Annotated in this window: 18 protein-coding genes; 13 read left to right on the forward strand and 5 right to left on the reverse strand. The window is 36.8% G+C overall.

All coding sequences use genetic code 11. The annotated features are described in order from the left end of the window. The first annotated feature begins 67 nt into the window (after nucleotides 1–67). Entirely contained in the window at nucleotides 68–925 is an 858-nt protein-coding gene (locus tag XM47_RS17590; protein WP_048695507.1) for a helix-turn-helix transcriptional regulator, read from the forward strand. Between the two features lie 53 nt (nucleotides 926–978). Here XM47_RS17590 and XM47_RS17595 read toward each other — a convergent pair whose 3' ends face one another. Both XM47_RS17595 and XM47_RS17600 read right to left on the reverse strand, forming a co-directional pair. Further along, nucleotides 979–1,854: a hypothetical protein gene (locus XM47_RS17595; RefSeq protein ID WP_048695510.1), complete on the reverse strand. Its 876-nt coding sequence runs from the start codon at nucleotides 1,852–1,854 to the stop codon at nucleotides 979–981. Between the two features lie 192 nt (nucleotides 1,855–2,046). Next, nucleotides 2,047–2,499, reverse strand: a complete 453-nt coding sequence (locus tag XM47_RS17600) for an Hsp20 family protein (RefSeq protein ID WP_048695513.1) — start codon at nucleotides 2,497–2,499, stop codon at nucleotides 2,047–2,049. A 115-nt stretch (nucleotides 2,500–2,614) separates the two neighbouring features. Here XM47_RS17600 and XM47_RS17605 point away from each other — a divergent pair, with 115 nt between their 5' ends. Further along, nucleotides 2,615–3,454 carry a TatD family hydrolase gene (locus XM47_RS17605; protein WP_048695515.1) on the forward strand — a complete coding sequence of 280 codons (840 nt, stop codon included), beginning with the start codon at nucleotides 2,615–2,617 and terminating at the stop codon, nucleotides 3,452–3,454. A gap of 34 nt (nucleotides 3,455–3,488) precedes the next feature. On the opposite strand, the gene XM47_RS17610 is transcribed toward XM47_RS17605, so the two are convergent. Further along, the gene (locus XM47_RS17610; RefSeq protein WP_048695517.1) at nucleotides 3,489–4,538 is read right to left on the reverse strand and encodes an SPOR domain-containing protein; all 1,050 of its coding nucleotides are present in this window, start codon (nucleotides 4,536–4,538) and stop codon (nucleotides 3,489–3,491) included. A 215-nt stretch (nucleotides 4,539–4,753) separates the two neighbouring features. Between XM47_RS17610 and XM47_RS17615 the strand changes: the two genes are divergently transcribed. Further along, nucleotides 4,754–5,749, forward strand: coding sequence for a succinylglutamate desuccinylase (locus tag XM47_RS17615; RefSeq protein ID WP_048695519.1), 996 nt, complete (start codon nucleotides 4,754–4,756; stop codon nucleotides 5,747–5,749). 5 nt (nucleotides 5,750–5,754) lie between these two features. Here XM47_RS17615 and XM47_RS17620 read toward each other — a convergent pair whose 3' ends face one another. Further along, nucleotides 5,755–8,136: an ABC transporter substrate binding protein gene (locus tag XM47_RS17620; protein ID WP_048695522.1), complete on the reverse strand. Its 2,382-nt coding sequence runs from the start codon at nucleotides 8,134–8,136 to the stop codon at nucleotides 5,755–5,757. Between the two features lie 125 nt (nucleotides 8,137–8,261). Then, nucleotides 8,262–8,783, reverse strand: coding sequence for a DUF2062 domain-containing protein (locus XM47_RS17625; RefSeq protein WP_048695525.1), 522 nt, complete (start codon nucleotides 8,781–8,783; stop codon nucleotides 8,262–8,264). A gap of 32 nt (nucleotides 8,784–8,815) precedes the next feature. Here XM47_RS17625 and XM47_RS17630 point away from each other — a divergent pair, with 32 nt between their 5' ends. From XM47_RS17630 to XM47_RS17675, 10 genes are all read left to right on the forward strand, one after another. Then, the gene (locus XM47_RS17630; protein ID WP_048695528.1) at nucleotides 8,816–11,128 is read left to right on the forward strand and encodes a DNA internalization-related competence protein ComEC/Rec2; all 2,313 of its coding nucleotides are present in this window, start codon (nucleotides 8,816–8,818) and stop codon (nucleotides 11,126–11,128) included. A gap of 47 nt (nucleotides 11,129–11,175) precedes the next feature. Next, nucleotides 11,176–12,927, forward strand: coding sequence for a lipid A export permease/ATP-binding protein MsbA (msbA, locus tag XM47_RS17635; protein WP_048695531.1), 1,752 nt, complete (start codon nucleotides 11,176–11,178; stop codon nucleotides 12,925–12,927). Nucleotides 12,928–12,929: 2 nt separating this feature from the next. After that, nucleotides 12,930–13,910, forward strand: a complete 981-nt coding sequence (lpxK, locus tag XM47_RS17640; protein ID WP_048695534.1) for a tetraacyldisaccharide 4'-kinase — start codon at nucleotides 12,930–12,932, stop codon at nucleotides 13,908–13,910. 4 nt (nucleotides 13,911–13,914) lie between these two features. Then, nucleotides 13,915–14,103 (forward strand): Trm112 family protein, encoded by a 189-nt coding sequence (locus tag XM47_RS17645; protein WP_048695537.1) that lies wholly within the window; start codon nucleotides 13,915–13,917, stop codon nucleotides 14,101–14,103. Continuing rightward, nucleotides 14,100–14,876: a 3-deoxy-manno-octulosonate cytidylyltransferase gene (gene kdsB / locus XM47_RS17650; RefSeq protein ID WP_048695540.1), complete on the forward strand. Its 777-nt coding sequence runs from the start codon at nucleotides 14,100–14,102 to the stop codon at nucleotides 14,874–14,876. The genes XM47_RS17645 and kdsB overlap by 4 nt, the downstream gene beginning before the upstream one ends. Next, nucleotides 14,873–15,163, forward strand: coding sequence for a DUF1244 domain-containing protein (locus XM47_RS17655; protein WP_048695543.1), 291 nt, complete (start codon nucleotides 14,873–14,875; stop codon nucleotides 15,161–15,163). Before kdsB ends, XM47_RS17655 begins: the two co-directional genes overlap by 4 nt. A 229-nt stretch (nucleotides 15,164–15,392) precedes the next feature. Continuing rightward, on the forward strand, nucleotides 15,393–16,460 hold the full coding sequence (locus XM47_RS17660) for a 3-deoxy-7-phosphoheptulonate synthase (RefSeq protein WP_048695546.1): 1,068 nt from the start codon (nucleotides 15,393–15,395) through the stop codon (nucleotides 16,458–16,460). 8 nt (nucleotides 16,461–16,468) lie between these two features. After that, nucleotides 16,469–17,443, forward strand: coding sequence for a bifunctional chorismate mutase/prephenate dehydrogenase (tyrA, locus tag XM47_RS17665; RefSeq protein WP_048695548.1), 975 nt, complete (start codon nucleotides 16,469–16,471; stop codon nucleotides 17,441–17,443). 120 nt (nucleotides 17,444–17,563) lie between these two features. Continuing rightward, nucleotides 17,564–19,096: a DUF3369 domain-containing protein gene (locus XM47_RS17670; RefSeq protein WP_077066608.1), complete on the forward strand. Its 1,533-nt coding sequence runs from the start codon at nucleotides 17,564–17,566 to the stop codon at nucleotides 19,094–19,096. Between the two features lie 129 nt (nucleotides 19,097–19,225). After that, on the forward strand, nucleotides 19,226–19,470 hold a 245-nt coding region (locus XM47_RS17675; RefSeq protein WP_048695550.1), incomplete at its 3' end, for a transposase.

Here is a 19,470-nt window from a genome sequence, read left to right on the forward strand (position 1 = left end):
AAAATGTCAAAAATTTGCTATTTTTGTTTTTGTTTGCTGTAATTTGTAGACAAGTCTGGTGGGTGCTATGAAAAATAAAAAAGTATATTGTGAGCCTTTTACCATAGAAAAAGGCTATAACTTCGAAGTTCATCGGGTTAATTATGCAGAAAATGATGATTATTCATGTTTTATGCATTTTCATCAGGTACATGAAATTATTATTTTTGACCAAGTTGATGGTGTTTATTTTTATAGCCAAGGCCAATCTAAATTGCAAGATAATGATATTGTTTTTACTCCGTCATTAGAAACGCATGACTTTGAATTAACGCCTGCAGAAAAATCTTGGCATATTATTCAATTTTTACCTGAGTTTTTAGAGCAGCAAGGTTTACTCGAAGTTGCAGATTGTTTCCAACATGGTATGCATTTACGTTTGTCTGATGAGCATATTACTGATATTAAGACTCAGGTTCGCTGGTTAGTCGCTGCTTATCAGCAAAACCCACATAGTGACAAAAGTCTGACATTGCTTAAGTTATTATTGATTTGGATATCTGAAAATGCCATTTCTGTTGCCACCGAATCGAACCAAGCAGTCAAGAACCATTCCAGTTACTTAAGGTTAAAGCCGGTGATTGATTTGTTTAGGCATCAAGCTTGTGTTGATATGAATTTGGATCAAGCTGCTGGGTTATGTCATTTGTCTCCTGCGTACTTTTCTCGGATGTTTAAATCTGTATTTAGATGTAATTACTCAGAATACGCCAATCAGCATAAGATCTATAGCGCTGCCAGAATGCTGAGCCAAACAAACTTATCCATTACAGATATTAGTTTTGAGTTAAATTTTTCTAGTCCATCTCACTTTATTGCGTTATTTAAAAAGCAGTTTGGAATGACGCCGAAAAAATATAAGACGGAAATAGAAAGTCGAATTTAGTAGCAGAAAACAAAACACAAAAAATAAAACGGAGGTTTATGCCTTCAAAAATCTTATTTGAGCCAGTATTTATCTTGCTTTAGTAATGCTTTGGTTTGATGTGATAAATTAGGATTAATTAAATTGAATGATTTACGTTTGTGGAAATTAATTTTATCCATTGCTTCAGAATAGATGGGATGGTTGTTAAATAATTGGTCGAATTGACCTGTATCGATAAGGTGCTCTAGCCCCCAGGTTAATCTTTGGTGTAAAGCTTTATTGGCCGGGTTTACAAAGAAATATATTGGTAGAGGGTAATTAAGCATTAAATTTTTTTCTATGCTAATTTGGATATCGGGCTTGAGCTCAACCCAAGGCTCATGTATACCACGAGAGTAGATATCGAAGCGCTTAGCTAAGAGCATTTTAACGAGCCCACTGGCTTCTGCTTCTAATACGGTAAAACCGTTATGGCGTAAAATAGCATTGTCATTCCAAACTTTACCTTGTCCAATTGTAAACTGAGTGAGCTCTGCTAATGTGCTGATCGAATTAAATCTAGCTTGCTCCTCAGAGCGGATTAAAAATATTCTGTAGCCTAAAATACCTTTTATGACAGGTACATAAACGGCCGATAATTCGGTTTCTAATTCCTTAGAAGTCGTGTTCCAAGTAATTGCATTGTTTTGTGATTTTACTAGGTGGAAAACTCTAACTTTAGGGTAGGGGGTTGTGACTATTTGTATATCATAATCGCCAAATTTACTTTTTCCAGCTTCTAATGCTAATAGCAATAACTCGACAGGATAGCTAAGCTTTTTTACTGAGTTGTTGTAATTTTGTGAGTATCTATCATATAAAGTAAAATTTGGTTTTAGATTATCTGCCGCAACCTGAATGCTGATTGCGTGTATCAGTAAGATGAAACAGGTTAAGCGCGCTAACATAATATAATCACCTGCTTATTTTGTTTTAGCTAGAGCTTGCTGCGTTTAAACGTGATGAGTTAAAAGTATAGCTGAGGTTATTGAATTTTACGTAATAGGGGATGGCTATAATTAGAGTAGCGTCTTTTAAAGTATATAAAAAATTAAAAAACCGATGCTTTATTGCATCGGTTTTTTAGGTATCTGGAAGTATTATTCGCTTTCAATTTGCTTAGTTTTACTTCCAATTGGTATTGTTCTTGGTTTCAGTGCTTCCGGTACTTCACGGTATAGCTCTATGTGTAGCAATCCATTGTCTATATCTGCACCACTAACTTTTATGTGGTCACTCAGCTGAAATTTTCGTTCAAAATTACGCTCTGATATTCCTTTGTAAATAAAGCGCTTTTCGTCTTTAGTTTCTTGAGTTTGGGGTTTTTCACCCGTTACTGTCAAGGTGTTGTTTTCTATACCTAAGGTGAGTTCTTCTTCGGAAAAACCAGCAACGGCTAGCGTGATACGGTATTTATCTTCTGCAATTAGCTCTATATTGTACGGAGGGTAGCCAGAAGATTTATCACTTCGAGCTGCTGCATCCATCATAGACGCTAAGTGATCAAAGCCAATAAAAGAACGGTATAGTGGAGAAAGGTCAAAAGTTTTCATAATTCATATCCTCGCAATTAAGCAATATGTTAAATTTAAATTGTGTGCCACCTAGTTAGGCTGGCGGTTTTGAGCCCGTTATCGGCGCTCAATTAATAGATAGGGTCGGTTAAATATGTTTCAAGCATTTTTTGAAAAAAAATTTAAAAATAATTATCCTTTAGTTGACTCTCATTGCCATTTGGATTTATGTAATAAATCTAACCAGTTGAATAATATAATTAAAAAATCAGAATCTAAGCACGTTAAATTTTTTGTTCTACCGGGTATAAATTCAGATAATTGGATTGAAATATTAAATATTGCAGCCCATTATCCAAATGTATTTTTTGCTTTAGGTATACATCCGTACTTTATTCAGTGTGAAGTGGATGCTCAAAACCAATTTAATCAATTGCAAAATATGCTAGAAGCGACGGACTTTATTGCGAGTCAACAACAGTTTATTGCGATAGGTGAAATAGGTATAGACTCGAGTAGATCGGATATTAAACTACAGTCATTGATTTTTAAGCAGCAATTATTATTAGCACAAAAACTTGCTTTACCCGTTATTATTCACCATAGAAATTCCATTGATTTAATTTGCCAGCTTGTTCGCCAAACAAATTTTAGCCATGGAGGCGTAGTTCATGCTTTTTCTGGGAGTCAGCAACAAGCTGATAACTTAATCGCTCTTGGTTTTAAATTAGGTGTGGGTGGTGTAATTACCTACCCAAGAGCAAGCAAAACCAGAAGGGTCATTCAATCTGTCAGTTTGGCGTCATTGTTAATTGAAACTGATTCTCCAGATATGCCGCTTGCTGGCTATCAGGGCCAAGACAATCATCCCAGCCAAGCTGTCTTGGTGTTTAAAGCTTTATGCGAGTTAAGACAAGAACCGCCCGAGGTGATTCAGCAAGCGTTATGGCACAATGTTAAAGCTTGCTTTCCAAGATTCTTAGTCAGTTTGTAAGTGTTCACTTTTAAATAAGGGATTAAGGCATCGTTTATTTAATTATTCTGACGATACCATCTATTCTCAGCTGTTGTTTGATTTCAGCTTTAACTTTTATCGCCATTTGTTCTGTGTAATCTGCTGCAACTGAAACTAATTGAAAATTCCCTGATTGCGTTATTTTGCACTGGTAACCTAAATTAGCTAATTTAGTCGCTAATTCTTTTGCATTGGCTGGATTAGAAAACGCTGCAAGTTGAACTTTATAAAAAGTTTCATTGGTTTTCGTATTGGCTATCACTTCAGTTTTCGGGGTAACAATTGGTTTAGATTCAACTTCAATCTTAGGTTTATTTGATTCGGCTGCTACAGGTAAGTTTAAATTACTCTGCTGAGTCTGGCTTTTCTGCGTTTGGGTTATGGCTTGAACCTGTGGTTTGTTTAGTATCTTGGTTTCTGTATTAACCACAGACTGATTTGCATTACTACGAATTCTTTTATCTTGTGCAGAAGCTTGGCTTGAGCCTGTGAACCATGCAACTTTTTCTGTTTTGGCTTTTTTGGGGCTAGTAGATGAAAATTTGTATCTAAGACCTAAATTAGCGGTTGTTACTGAGCCGATAAAGTCCATATTGTTCACTTTATCCATTCCCAAATTGACAGACCAGCTTGGTGTAAGTGACCATTCAATTTCTGCCGCTAAATTTAATCCAGTGGTGCCTCTTTCGTGTTCAATTCGGTTAACGCCCGTTATTTGTGCTAACGAAGTTGCAGCACCTAAATGGATATTTAAGTTGATATTGTCAGTGAGCTCTAAAGGTAATTTATAGCCAAATTTTATTATGGGCAAGTCATGTGCTTGCTCAAAACCATCTTGGTCAATAAAGGCATATTGGCTGATTTGACCATAGCTAAGGTAAACCCCGCCTAAGTCACTATTGAGATAACTCGCTTGAAGCCTATAACCGCTTTGCTTATTAAGTTGATTCGCTTGACTAGCATAAACAGAAGTGGATATTTGATTTGAGCCTTCCGCCTGAACCAATTGAGTGGTTAAGCTCGAAATCAGTAGCGCTTGGCAAGTTATTTTTATTAGATCCATTTGATAACATCAATACTGTAAATTTCATTTAGTTTAATTCTTTTTTAACTTGAGTCAAAAAAACCTCATAGTTTAATTAACCACTCCTAACGCAACTGTAAAAATAATGGTGATTTCATCCTCTCGTTAAATTAGAAATGATCTAAACTTAATGGTAGTTTCATTATCAATGAGTACTTTGGTCTTACTTGTTTGTGATAATTTGGGAGGTTTTGATGACAAAAGCATATTTTGTTAATTACCTTGATAATATTCTGGCAGGTAAAATAGATGAAGCTAAGCAGGGTATAGGGTTAGGTGTAAATGGAAGCCTTAAACAGCTTACTGCTGGTGTCATTCAGTTTCAGCCTGTCGCCTCAACGAATCGAGCTTTGATTTTATCTTGTGGTGTGCATGGAGATGAAACAGCACCTATGGAGGTAATTCAGGTTTTGATTCGTAACTTGATCTGCAATCGAGTTGCGCTTAACTGCAATTTATTAATTATCTTTGCTAACTTAGATGCTGTTCAACAGCAAAAAAGGTTTTGCCAAGAAAATCTAAATCGATTATTTAAACTAGATGAAAGCAAGCTTGATAATTTAACACTTGAGGCTTCAAGAGCTAAGTTATTAATTGAATGTCTAGAAGAATTTAGTTCGTGCTACCCTAATTTCTATCATCTTGATTTACATTCTTCTATTTATGATTCGTATTTTCCGATCTTTACTATATTGCCTAAAATTATGAGTAGCGTTAAGGGTAATATGGGGAATGGGCGTTTGAGCTTAAGTTGTGATGCTTCAATACAATCGAATAGTCCTTCAAATACATTTAGTTATTATACTGCTAATCGATTTGGTGCTGTTTCTGCGACTGTTGAATTGGGCCAAAGCAAACCGTTTAAGCAAAATGATCTTACTCAATTTAATCAGTTTTACGCAGCGGTAACAGATTTTATTCAAGGGCTTGATTCAGCTACGCAGTTACCTTTTATTGTGGCAAAACATCAGTTTAAGGTGCACCAAGTGCTAATAAAGAAGACCAAACAATTTCGTTTTACAGCACAGTTGCCGATAGTTAATTTTACTCAATTTTCAGCTGGATACTGTGTCTCAACTGACGGTGAAAATCAGCCTTATCATGTTGGCGATGAAAGTGAATATATATGCTTTGCCAACCCAGGAGTGCCCATTAATGCTAGAGCAGGCTTGATGTTAAAACAGCTTTGAATATATTAATAGGACGATGTTTGAAGCCAGTCCTCTGCGCTTTTCGGCTCTGCTAAATAGTAGCCTTGGGAATAATCAAAGCCCATAGATTTTACTTTTTCATATAAAGCGGCTGAATCTACAAACTCGGCAACCGTTTTCATACCTAAATTTTGTGCTGACTCAATAATGGTTTGAACGACTAATTCTGCTTTTTTATCTATCAAAATACGCTGAATTAAACTGCCATCTACCTTTAATTTATTCGCTTGCAAATCGAGAATATGACCGAAATTAGAGTAGCCAGTTCCAAAGTCGTCAATGGCAATTTCTGAACCTAATGCCTGTAGGTTTTTAATGATGGCACTGAATTCTTTATGATTTTCAATTTCTTCTGTTTCAGTTATTTCAAAACCTACTTTGTCTGCTAATTGGCTTTGCTTTAACGTGGTGAGTAGGTTTTCAAACTGGTTGTTGGCAACATCTAGTTGACTTATATTGATAGATACTAGAGTATTTTCTTCTCGAACAAACTCTAAAGCTCGATGAAAAACGATATGTGTTAATTTATGGTAGAGGCGAGATTGTTTGGCGACTTCTAAAAAAAAGAATGGACCTACGACATTACCCTTGGTATCAATTAAGCGAATTAAGGCTTCATAACAAGCTATCTTGCCCGTTTTATTGCAGATTATAGGTTGAAAATAAGCCGTTATCCGATTGTCATTGATGGCTTGTTTTAGTTTATGGTGCCATTCTAAATTTTGCTGTTTTTTCTTTTGTTCGATCTGATTGTCGTTGTGAGTGCTAATTGGTGAATTGTGTTTTTTGGCGAATAGCAAGGCAGAGTGTGCTTGATTGATTTTCTCTGCAGATACATGGTGACTAATGCCTGCAGTAAAAGTTACATTAATGGCAATTGTTTCTGGTAAAAATTCAACTTGTTCAACCATGAATAGTAAGTTTTCGATTTCTTTAGTTAGGGCTTCTAATGGCGTTCCGGCAGGCACGATAAGTGCAAAATTATCACCCGAAATCCTGTATAAATTAAATGTGGCTTTAATGTTTTGTTGTAACCATAGACTGACATTACAAAGTAGTTGATCTCCAATATCGCTACCATAAAAGGCATTAACGGTTCTGAAATTATTGATGTCTAGCAGAACTAAGCAGCAACTTGATTGTTTTTTTAGGTCTTCCACTAACTTTGTTCGGTTGGGAAGTTTAGTTAGCGTATCTGTAAATTGTTGATGAATTATATTGTTTCTATGCCTTAATAAGACAATGAGTCCTAATGAAAAAACGAAAAACATAATGCCAAAAACTATAGAAAAGAACGATATTTTTGAGTGATGTTTTTGATAGAAACTACTGGGCTGATTTAACACTATTGCAGAGTTAAAAAAATCATTAGATAAATCTACTTTAAGTTTTTCAGCCACTTGGTAATCTATCACTAGCCTTTTTTTTGTACTCAGGGGGATAGGATACTTGTTTTGTTCGCTTGCACCTTTAAGGATATTAATCGCTAAGTTAGCTGCACCTTCACCATATACAGCCTCTAAGTGGTAACCTGCAAGTGCACCGATTTCAAAGTTACCATTTAGAACAATGATAGGGTATCTTGGTCTTAAAACACTTAACAGTTGATGTATGTTTACTAAAATATCATCGTCATCTTTAATTGCGCCGACAGAACCGATAATGACGGGGAGATTCTGATACTCATCAAGCACTGCTAACAGGCTACCTAGTCGTTGTATGCTAATGTGCGTAATTTTAGAGTGGTTAATATGTTGACTGTTGTAACGTTGAACCGCTGCTGAATTGACCTGATCAGTGACTGAATCATCCCCAATTAATAAAATGTCTTTTGCTTTAGGTGAGATTAGGTTTATTAGTTGGATACTTTGTTTTATTCCTTGCTTCTCAATGACGCCTGTCGTTTTATTATGTTTTGCTTGAACAATAATTTGCTCATTATTTACACCGGAAAAGACCACGGGAATATCTTTAATAAAATCAATTTCATTCTTTACGATAATTTCTGCAGCGTAATCATCCGTTAAATAAATTAAATCGGGCAAATGATTAGCGTACTTCTCTTCTAAGTATTGAATGATACGTAAGGAAAGCTCAGGAGTTGGCGTAATTTTTTTCGTATTTAGATATTCGGTAGAATAATTAAATTGAATATCGGGTCGTGCTTTAGCTAACCCAGATTTAAAAGAATCAAATTGATTTTTTGTCCAAGGAAAATCTTCATGGTATGAATGGATGGATAGAATTTCTATGTTTTCTTGAGTAAGTACTTGGAACGTGAAACAGAGTGATAATATCGTGGCTTTAGACAGATTAACTAGGATTGATTGCCCCGAATTGATTAACAAACCTAACTGTCTAAACATATTAAAATAAAGTACATTTTTAAACCATGTTTAATGTATAACACATAGTTTGTAAAACAGTTAGTTAGAAATAGTTTGTTCTATTGGATCTATTGCCGTTAAATTAATTTTGGTTTATTACCAACTTATTTAGGCTCTCTACTTATTTGTCGCTTTTTCCAATTATTCGCAACAGACATTCGCCAGATTAAAGAAATACCAATATAGCCTAATAGAGAAAATGTTACTGCGGCTATACCACAGCCTGTCAGCAATGCTGGACCAATAGTCGCCATGCTTTCAGTTAAAAATTGCCAACTCAATTCAAATTGGAAATTTTGCTGTTCTTGTCCTAAAACAAAAGAGCCTAGTAAATAACAAGCATAAAAAATAGGCGGGATAGTAAAAGGATTCGTTATCCAAACAATGGCGACAGAAAGCGGTAAATTGGCTCTAAAAATAATAGCCCCTGCTGCTGAAAGCCACATTTGAAATGGAACGGGTATAAAAGCATTAAACAAACCAAGCGCAAAAGCGGTTGTTACAGAATGACGATTAAGGTGCCATAAATTTGGATCATGTAACAAGTTGCCAAATATTTTTAATGATTTTTGATTTTTAATGGTTTGGTGATCAGGTAAAAATCGCTGTATAAATTTTTTAGGCATACAGTCTTAACTACTCTCTAAAAGGTTGACACATGGAAGCGTGTTTAATTTGGTTCATTCTTGGTAACTTAACTGCTAGTCAGTTTCCTAAGTTAATTAGTTTTGATGAACTAATAATGACAACTGCTTTAATGTTTTTAGCAATATTCTTCAAGCGCTTCCAAGCAGCTTGTTTTGCGCTGGGGTTTAACCTTTTATTTGCAGTTGTGCTGTTAACTATTTCAATACCAAGCAAGCATTTTAATTTGGGGAGTGACATTAGCATATCTGGACAAATCATCACACTAGTAAAGCAAGAAAAAAATAAAATTCGCTTCGATCTTGAAGTCGATTGCATATCAGTTAAAGCTCAGCAGAAAGATTTTATATGCGATACAAGCTTTTTGCTGAATCCCAAAGTACGTCTCGTTTGGTATTACCCTAAAACACAGCTTAGTTTGGGTAACCGAGTTCAGCTAAGCGTTAAGCTTAAAGAGTTGACTGGTTTGCACAATCAGGCGGGTTTTAATTACCAAAAATGGTTATTCTCTAAAAATTACCTGGCAACTGGCTATATTAAACAGCTACTAAAAGTAGAGGATATTCCCAATAGTCGAGCAAATTACTTCAGTCGGTTTTTAGCTGAGTACGAGTCATACCCACATAAAGGTTTTATGCTTGGGCTTTTACTCGGCAACCGAGATTATATTTCTGCGCCAGAGTGGCAGGTCTTAACTCGAACGGGGACAGGGCATTTATTAGCCATATCCGGTTTGCACTTAGGTTTGGTCTTTGGTTGGAGTTGGTTAGTTTTTAAGGTAATGGTTAGGCCGCTATCGCTATTGTTAAAGATCAATTTAGAATCTAGCTTACTGCTATTAGCGCTTTCTTCAACTTGGTTTTTTGCTTATTTTACTGGGTTAGCGACCCCTAGTATCAGGGCCGGCATATTTATCTCTATTTTTGTTGTATCGATTTATTTAAAGCTTAATTTGAGTTGGCGATTAAAATATTTTCTTGCCATGGCTATGATTTTAACCATAGATCCGTTAGCCAGCTTGAGTATTTCTTTTTGGTTATCTTTTTATGCAGCTGCAGTTGTTTTGGGTCTAGTGTGGTTTTTGCGGCAATGGCAGTTTAAATCGACTGGATTAGTTCGCTACTTATATTATTTCTTAATTTTCCAAGCAGTTTTATTTATAACTTTACTACCGGTACAAATCGCTTTTTTTTCGCATATACCTCTGGTTAGTTTTTTTGCTAACACAATCGCAATTCCAGCTGTGAGTTTTATTATTCTCCCCGTTCTTTTATTAAGTGCTTTGTGCTTGAGTTTGTCGAGTTATTTATCTATTTTTCTGGCGGATATCGCTAGCTATGTTTTAACTATTCTCTATCAATATCTATCTTGGCTTAGCCACATTAAATGGGCTTATGTAGCTGTGCCAAACAACTTTATATTTGAAATTTCTGTCGTTTTATTAGTGCTTTTATTGTTTGTAATTGCTTACATACTTAATTCGAATCGTAAGGTTTTTGTGAGCATCTTGGTGGGGTATAGCTCAATTTTTTTAGTCTATGTTCTGGGCGAAAAACCAACTTGGCAAATTGATGTAATGGACGTTGGTCAGGGGCTGGCTATTGTCATTAGCCATAATGGTCAAGCTGTTGTATACGATACTGGTGATGCATTTAATACAGGCTTTAATTTATTTGAAGCGGCGGTTGAACCTAGTTTAAAAGCTCAAGGGTTAAAATTGGTTGCTGTGATTACCAGTCATGCAGATAAAGACCATGCTGGGGGGCTTGAATATATTCAAGCCAATTATCCTAGTACGAAAATTTGGTTCCCTGAACAGCACTGTCAAAATCTGGAGCAAAATTTAATAGGCTTATCATGGCAAGTTTTATGGCCTACCGCACAAGCTTTGCTAAATAAAAATCAAATCTCAAAAAATAACCTATCTTGCGTTTTAAGGGTCTCTAAATTCGGTAAAAGTGTTTTGTTAACGGGCGACATTGAAGCGGATACTGAAGCCAAGTTGGTTAACTTGCACTCTGACGAATTAATTTCAAATGCCTTCCTAGTGCCACATCATGGGAGTAAAACCTCAAGCCAGCAATTGTTTATTGACTCAATTTCGCCTACCTATGCCATTATTAGTCGAGGTAAGGATAATCGCTTTGGTCATCCACATTTGAGCGTGGTAGAAAAGTTAAATGCGAGCGAAATTCGAATACTAGATACAGCCGTTCATGGCCAAATACGCTTTCAATTTACCGCTAAGCAAGCCCCTAAACTGAGCTATTATAACCAGTCTGCTTTTATTCCTTGGCATAGTAAAATTTTTAGGGGTGATCTTTAAATTTAGAGCGATTAGAATAGCGCCATCTTCTTACAGTAGTTAGCATAATGACAAACACTCAAAAATCATCTTCAGATCCTGTTTTTCTTCGTTTACTAGGCTATGTTAAGCATTATCGTATCGGCTTTATTGCCGCTATTTTAGGTATGATTGCTTATTCCTCGATTGATATTTTCTTTTATTCACAAATTCAAACCTTTATCGATAATGGATTGGTGGACAAAGATTATGAGCTCATTTACATGATGGGTATCGCTGTGCCTTTTGTCTTTTTGGCTCGAGGCATTGCTAATTTTATCGCTACTTATAGTCTAAATTGGGTTGGAACCCGAGTCGTTGCTAGATTAAGGCAAGATGTATTTACCCATATGATGAAACTCCCCGTTCCATTTCATGACGAAAACTCAACGGGAGATTTAATTTCTAAAATCACCTACGACATAGCTCAAGTTCAGCAAGCTTCAAGTAAGGCATTAATGACCTTGGTTAGAGAAGGTGCTTTTGTCATTGGTTTAGTTGCTTACATGTTTTACTTAAGTTGGCAATTGTCGGCTATTTTCTTATTAATAGGGCCTCTAGTTGCTGTCATAGTTACCTTTGTTAGCAAGCGTTTTAGAATGGTTAGTAAGAAGTTGCAGCAAGCTGCTGGTGGGGTTACAACCGTATCCGAGCAAATGCTGAATGGGCATAAAGTTGTCGTAATGAACAATGCTCAGCAGACTGAGTTTGAAAAGTTTTCTGAAGTAAATAACCTTAGTCGCCAACAGCAAATGAAAATGGTTAGTACAACTGCGGTAAGTGTTTCGGTTATTCAAATTATAGCCTCGCTAGCTTTATCAGTGGTGCTCATTATTGCAAGTAACCCTGAATTTATGGAGACATTAACTGCAGGTACTTTCACAACTATTATCACCTTTATGATGACTTTGCTTAGACCACTTAAGTTATTAACGACAGTGAATAGCGAATTTCAACGAGGGATGGCGGCTTGTGCAAGTGTGTTTGAATTGTTGGATGAGAAAACCGAAAAAGACAAAGGGAAATTAGAAGTTGAGCGAGTTGCAGGTGAAATAAAGTTTGATAACTTAACTTTTACTTATGCAACTAAGGATGAGCCAGCGTTAAACTCGGTAAATCTACATATACCAGCAGGCAAAACTTTTGCTCTCGTCGGTCAATCAGGTAGTGGTAAATCGACAATCGTCAGCTTATTAACTCGTTTTTATGATTATCAATCTGGGGTGATTGAAATCGATGGTCATAAAATTACCGATTACAGTTTAAGCTCATTAAGAGATCAGTTTGCTTTGGTTTCTCAGCAAGTTATTTTGTTTAATGACACGATTGCCAATAATATAGCATACGGTATCGATGGAGTAACACGGGAGCAAGTGGAGCAAGCGGCTGATGCTGCTTATGTAACTGAGTTCACTAACGGTTTACCCGAAGGGTTAGATACTGAGATTGGTGAAAACGGTGTCAGTTTATCTGGTGGACAAAGACAAAGAGTGACGATTGCTCGAGCTATCTTGAAAAATGCACCTATATTAATTTTAGATGAAGCGACTTCAGCTTTAGATACAGAATCGGAACGCCGTATCCAAATGGCATTAGATGAACTCAGTGAAAATCGCACTGTTATCGTAATTGCGCATAGGCTTTCTACTATTGAAAATGCAGATTCAATTGTGGTGATGAGCCAAGGTAAAATTGTTGAGCAAGGTAGCCATGCTGAGTTGTTACAAAAACAAGGGTTTTACCATCAAATACATAGCTTACAATTTTCAACAGAGGTTTAAACTTGAATTGGTTTGAACGAGGCTGGTATCAGCAGCACAAAGGCACCTTACTATTTTTGCCATTAAGCGGGGTGTTTTGGCTACTGTCGACGCTGAGACGAACTTTGTTTAAATTGGGTGTTAAACAAAGTGTTGAACTTGAAAAACCTGTTATTGTGGTTGGTAATATCACAGTTGGCGGCACAGGAAAAACACCTTTTGTAATTTGGTTAGTTGAGCATTTACGAAGCAAAGGTTGGAACCCAGGTGTTATTTCCCGTGGTTACGGTGGCCAAATTAAAACTGAGGTACATCTAGTTCAACCTCAAGATAGTGCGAGCTTTATTGGTGATGAAGTTAAGCTGATATTTAATCGCACTCAGGTGCCAATTGCTGTGTCTAGTCAAAGAGCCAATGCAGCTAAGGCTCTGATTGAAAAATGTCATTGCGATATTATTATTTCTGATGACGGCTTACAGCACTACCAACTAAACCGAGACGTTGAAATTATTTTGATCGATGGCAGCCGTCAATTAGGTAATCAATTTTTATTGCCAGCAGGGCCTTTAAGAGAAGGACTGTGGCGTTTGAATACCAGTGACTTGGTGATTCAAAATGGTCAAAGTTCACAAGCGTCGTTTACGCCTCATATGTTTACTACCCAAATAAGTGAACCTAAGCCGGTTGTTGGCACTGATTCCTATCAAATATTCGATTATTCAGCTACTTACCATAGTGTTTGCGCTATAGGTAACCCTCAGCGATTTTTTGATTCTCTCTCGCAAAAGAATATAAAAATTGCATCTGAAAGTGTGTTTTTAGATCATTATCAATATATTCAGTCAGACTTTGGTCAGTTTGAGCAAGAGATTATAATGACAGAGAAGGACGCGGTTAAATGCATGGACTTTGCTCAAACAGGTTGGTGGTATTTGCCAATTTCAATCCAACCAGACCTTTTATTTATTGATAAATTGGACAAGAAATTAAATTCTTTAAGGTAAAAATATGCTTTTTGACAAAAAATTATTAGACATAGTCGCTTGTCCTATTTGCAAAGGTAAATTAGAGTTAAAAAATGATTTAAATGAGCTTTGGTGCCGTGGTGATAGATTGGCATATTCGGTCAAAGAAGGGATCCCTGTATTGTTAGACAGCGAAGCTCGCACTTTAACTATGGATGAACTTGAAAAATGAGCTATACAATTGTAATTCCAGCAAGATATGCATCCACTAGATTCCCAGGCAAGCCTCTTGTTGATATCGCTGGCAAAACTATGCTGCATAGAGTTTACAAACAATGTAAAAAAACTCATGCTAATAGAATCATTATTGCGACAGATGATCAACGTATCGCAGACGAAGCTGAAGCGATAGGGGCTGAATGTTGTATTACTTCTGTTAATCATGAATCTGGCACTGAGCGAATCGCGGAAGTGATAGATCAAATGAACTTGGCTGCCGATGAAATCATTGTCAATGTTCAAGGTGATGAGCCGTTTATCCCTAGCGCTATTATCGATCAAGTCGCGAATAATATGGGGTTATATACTGAAGCTGACATGGCAACTTTATCTGTACCTATTACTGATGTAGAAGAAGTATTTAACCCCAATGTGGTTAAAGTGGTAACAGATAAGAGTGGTTATGCGCTTTATTTTAGTCGCAGCACTATGCCATACGATAGAGCGCGTTTTTTAAATCAAGACGATATTAAAGAAATCGGCAATTATTATTATCGTCATATTGGCATTTACGCTTATCGAGCTAAGTTTGTAAAACAGTATTTGAATTGGCCGGCTAGTCCGCTTGAACAAGCAGAATCTCTTGAGCAGTTAAGAGTTTTATGGCACGGCGAGAAAATTCATGTTGGCGTTGCAAGTGAAATACCACTTGGGGGCATAGACACCCCGGAAGATTTAGACAATGCGATTATTCAATTTAAAGCTAGGAAGAAAGAAAAATCATGAGTACGACAGAAGAGAAAATTGAAGCTGCGGCGTTTAGACGCCTACTTGCACATTTAGATGCCAATAAAGATGCGCAGAATATAGATCTTATGATATTGGCAGGTTTTTGTCGTAATTGCTTGGCTAAATGGTATATGGCTGAAGCGGAAAAGCTTGGTGAATCAGTTGATTATGATCAAGCAAGAGAAAAAATATACGGCATGCCATATTCAGAATGGAAAGATAAACATCAAGAAGACGCAACGCCTGAGCAACTTGAGAAGTTTGCACAAAGGCAAAAGAAGTAGTTGGTCATAAAGTTCTATTGTGAATAAACTTGGGTTTTCCTTGGTTTATTCACATTCCTCTTAAGATAAATATCCATTTATTTTTGCACTAACACTACAGTTTTATTCAAAATTGATTAGAATAGCATCTTTGTTTTATTAAAATTTTGCCAAGTGCTTTATTTTTTAATAAAAAACCATATTTACAGCAGTATATTGCAGAAACGCTTACTTATAACTGGAATTCTTAATGTTAAAAGATAGATTGAATAACGTACACGTTAACGACGAAAAAGTCATAATTACCCCTGAAAAATTAAAACAAGATCTACCGGTTTCTGCAAATGCTCTAAACTATATCGCAACTGCAAGGCAGACTTTATCAGACATCATCCATAAGAAAGACAAACGCTTTATGGTGATTAGTGGTCCTTGTTCTATCCATGATGTAGAAGCCGCACTAGATTACGCACGTAGATTAAAAAAATTACAATTAGAATTGTCAGACTCTATTTATATTGTAATGCGTGTTTATTTCGAGAAACCTAGAACAACAGTGGGTTGGAAAGGCTTAATTAATGATCCTAATATTGATGGCACTTTCAGCATAGAAGAAGGCTTATACAAGGCAAGAAAGCTATTGCTTGAATTAGCTGAAATGGAAATTCCAATGGCGACTGAAGCGCTTGATCCTATCAGTCCTCAGTATTTAGCTGAGCTTTTCTCTTGGTCTGCAATCGGAGCCCGTACCACTGAATCTCAAACGCACAGAGAAATGGCTTCTGGTTTATCTATGCCTGTTGGTTTTAAAAATGGCACAGATGGCAGTTTAGATACGGCCATTAATGCGCTTAAAGCTGCCGCTGAAGGCCATAGCTTTATGGGTATTAATCAAGAAGGTCAAGTCGCTGTGATATCAACATCAGGTAACCCTGATGGCCATGTTATATTACGTGGTGGTAAAGCACCTAACTATGATTCAGACAGTATCAAACTTTGTGAAGAAAAATTACTTAAAGCCGGTTTAAATGATGCGTTAGTGGTTGACTGTAGCCATGGCAACTCTTCTAAAGACTATAAGCGTCAACCTGTTGTTACTAAAGATATTATTGAGCAAATCCAAAATGGCAATAAGTCGATCATTGGTATTATGCTAGAAAGCCATATTAATGCAGGTAACCAATCATCTGATAAATGTGTTGCTGACATGGAATATGGCGTTTCTATTACGGATGCTTGTATCGATTGGGAAACAACAGAATCTCTATTAAGAGAAATGGCAGACTCTCTGAGCAAGCCTTTAGCTGATAGAGTTTAAATTTTTACATGGTAGAAGTTGTACTCAAAGCTAACCTTGAAACGATTGAAGCACAAATCTCTGAGCTTCAATCGAAAAAAGCGCAATTAGAAAGCCTGCTGGAAGATATTTATTTTCAACAAAGATTGGCTCAAAAAGCGGTTATTGCTAAAAATATTACTGTCATTGGCGGTGCGGGTAAGCTTGGTTCACTATTTGTTCGAGTGCTAACTCAGCTCGGGCATAATGTAAGTGTATTTGAGACTCAAGATTGGCCGAATGCAGAGGCGCTTCTCACTAATCAAGATTGTGTCATCGTTTCTGTTCCGATTAACCTAACCCTTAGTTTAATTGAAAAAGTTGCCCAAATTATTAGCCCTGATACTGTATTGGCCGATTTAACCAGTATTAAGGTAAAACCTCTGCAAGCTATGCTTAGTGCGCATGCTGGACCTGTAATCGGCTTGCATCCTATGTTTGGCCCTGATGTTGCTGATATTGAAGATCAGGTGATTGCTTATAGTGAAGGTCGAAACACTCGAGCTTGCCAATGGCTTCTGGACGACCTCTCTATTTTAAATCCTACTTTATATCCTGTCTCAGCTGAAAATCATGACAAGGCTATGGCTTTCATCCAGGTCATGCGTCATTTTTCTACTTTTGTCTATGGGGTGCATTTAAAGGATGAAGATCCTTGTCTACGCGAATTAATTGCAATGAGCTCGCCAATTTATCGCTTAGAACTCGCTATGATCGGACGATTATTTGCTCAAGACTCTCAACTTTACGCAGACATTATATTTTCAAATCCTGACAACTTTGAGTTGTTAAAAAGGTTTCAACAAAGATATCAAAGTGGTATCGAACTGTTGGAGTCTGGAAATAAGGAATTATTTAAGCAATCTTTTGCCGATGTAAACCTCTGGTTTGGAGAGTTTGCAGAACACTTCCTTGAAGAAAGTCGTTGTTTACTGGAAGCTGCACATCAATATCGCGTTAAATAAAGCGTTTGATTAAACACTATTAATCCCCTGAAACAGTTAAATTTTTTTTTAATAAATTTAGCAGTAATCCATTCCTAGTCTAATATTAATTTTATTGAATAAATTAATTTTAGGCTCCCTATGTCAGATATGGATTTTTTGTCTTGCGAAGAAGATGAAAGCCAAACCCCAGCGGATTTATCCGGTTGGAAAGTATTGGTCGTAGATGATGATAAATTTATCCATCAAGTAACAAAGTTAGTTTTATCTAACTTGGTCATTGAAGGGCGTCATATTGACATATTAGCTGCCTATAGCGGCCAAGAAGCACGCGAGGTGATTGCTCAGCATGATGACATTGCGTTAGCATTTGTCGACGTTGTGATGGAAACGGACGACGCGGGTCTAGAACTCGTTAGATGGATTAGAACTGAGCTGAAAAATCATATTACTCGTCTAATATTGCGCACAGGCCAAGCAGGTAGTGCCCCTGAAGAAAAAGTAATCCGTGAGTACGATATTAATGATTACAAAGAAAAAACGGAGTTAACCGCTAGTAAGCTCACGACAGCTGTTTATGCTGGTATTAGATCTTACCGAGACATAGTCACAATTAAGAACAGTTTGGATGGCTTCGAAAGACTTGTCCAAGCCTCAACACGTATTTTAAAAACCCACTCGTTAATGGATTTCGGTACAGCTTCTTTACAGCAGTTGTTTAATTTACTTGAAATGGAGTGCTCCTCTTTATATGTAGCCCATATTACGGAAGACATATACCACGATTCAGAGCGAACTGTGCTGGGCGCAACAGGGGATTATGTGGGCTTTGGTTATAGTTACGAAAGTGTTGAAATTCCAGCTGAATATAAAGCTCTAATCGATGAGGCATTTGAAGAAGGATGTTCAAAATTTACGGATGAAGTTTTTGTTGGTTATTATGCAACAACGGATAACACCACCTCGGTATTATTAGTTAAATTTGACCAGCCATTAGATAAGTTTCAGCTCAATTTACTTGAAATCTATGCAACCAATGTCGCGCTAATATTTGAAAATGTAACTTTTAGAGATGACATTGAATCAACACAAGCTGAGTTAATTTATATTTTAGGCGATGCAATCGAAGCTAGAAGTAAAGAAACCGGTGCCCATGTTAAACGGGTCGCTTTTATTTGTTTTGAACTTGCGCAACTTTTTGGTTGCGATGAAAAGTTCTCAACTATTTTGTCTAGAGCTGCGCCTTTGCATGACATAGGAAAAATTGGCATACCTGAATCTATTCTTCATAAGCCTGGTAAGTTAGAAGGCGAAGAGTGGGAAATAATGAAAACCCATGCCGCTTTAGGTGGTGATTTACTAAAATCATCGCGCAAAGCGATCGCTAAAGCAGGGGAAAAGCTTGCTAGGTACCATCATGAAAACTGGGATGGAACAGGTTACCCAGAAGGGTTAGCTGGAGAAGATATACCACTAGAAGCCAGAATAATGGCTGTTGCGGATGTATTTGATGCACTTGGCTCAAAAAGGAGCTATAAAAGCCCTTGGACAGAAGAGAAAATAATCGATTATTTTAAAGAAGAAAGAGGTAAAAAATTTCAACCAGAATTAGTCGATTTATTATTAGAGAACTTTGAAGCCTTTACTCTAATTAGACAGTTGAATCCTGACTAGTAATATTAAATAACATCATTCTAGCATTAGCTTGAGTTGCATTCGTTGAACTATTTAAATCTATTATTCGGTAGTGTTTAGAAATCTATGTCATTTCAATCTATTATTTAGATAAAACAGGAGTGACATATGACTCAAGAATTTGACTTCAATGCAGCGTTAAAACAACTTCAATCTGGGAAAGCGCTAGTTGGTAAAGATGGTGTTCTTACTCCATTAATCAAACAACTGACCGAAGCCGCTTTGAAAGCGGAACTAGAGCAGCATCTTGAAGATGATATCCAGCCCAATCGTAAAAATGGCTCAATATCCAAAACGATTAAAACCTCAACCGGTGAATTTGAATTAGAAACCCCCAGAGACAGAGCGGGTAG

The sequence above is a fragment of the Catenovulum maritimum genome, assembly GCF_001050375.1.
Classification (GTDB): Bacteria; Pseudomonadota; Gammaproteobacteria; order Enterobacterales; family Alteromonadaceae; genus Catenovulum; species Catenovulum maritimum.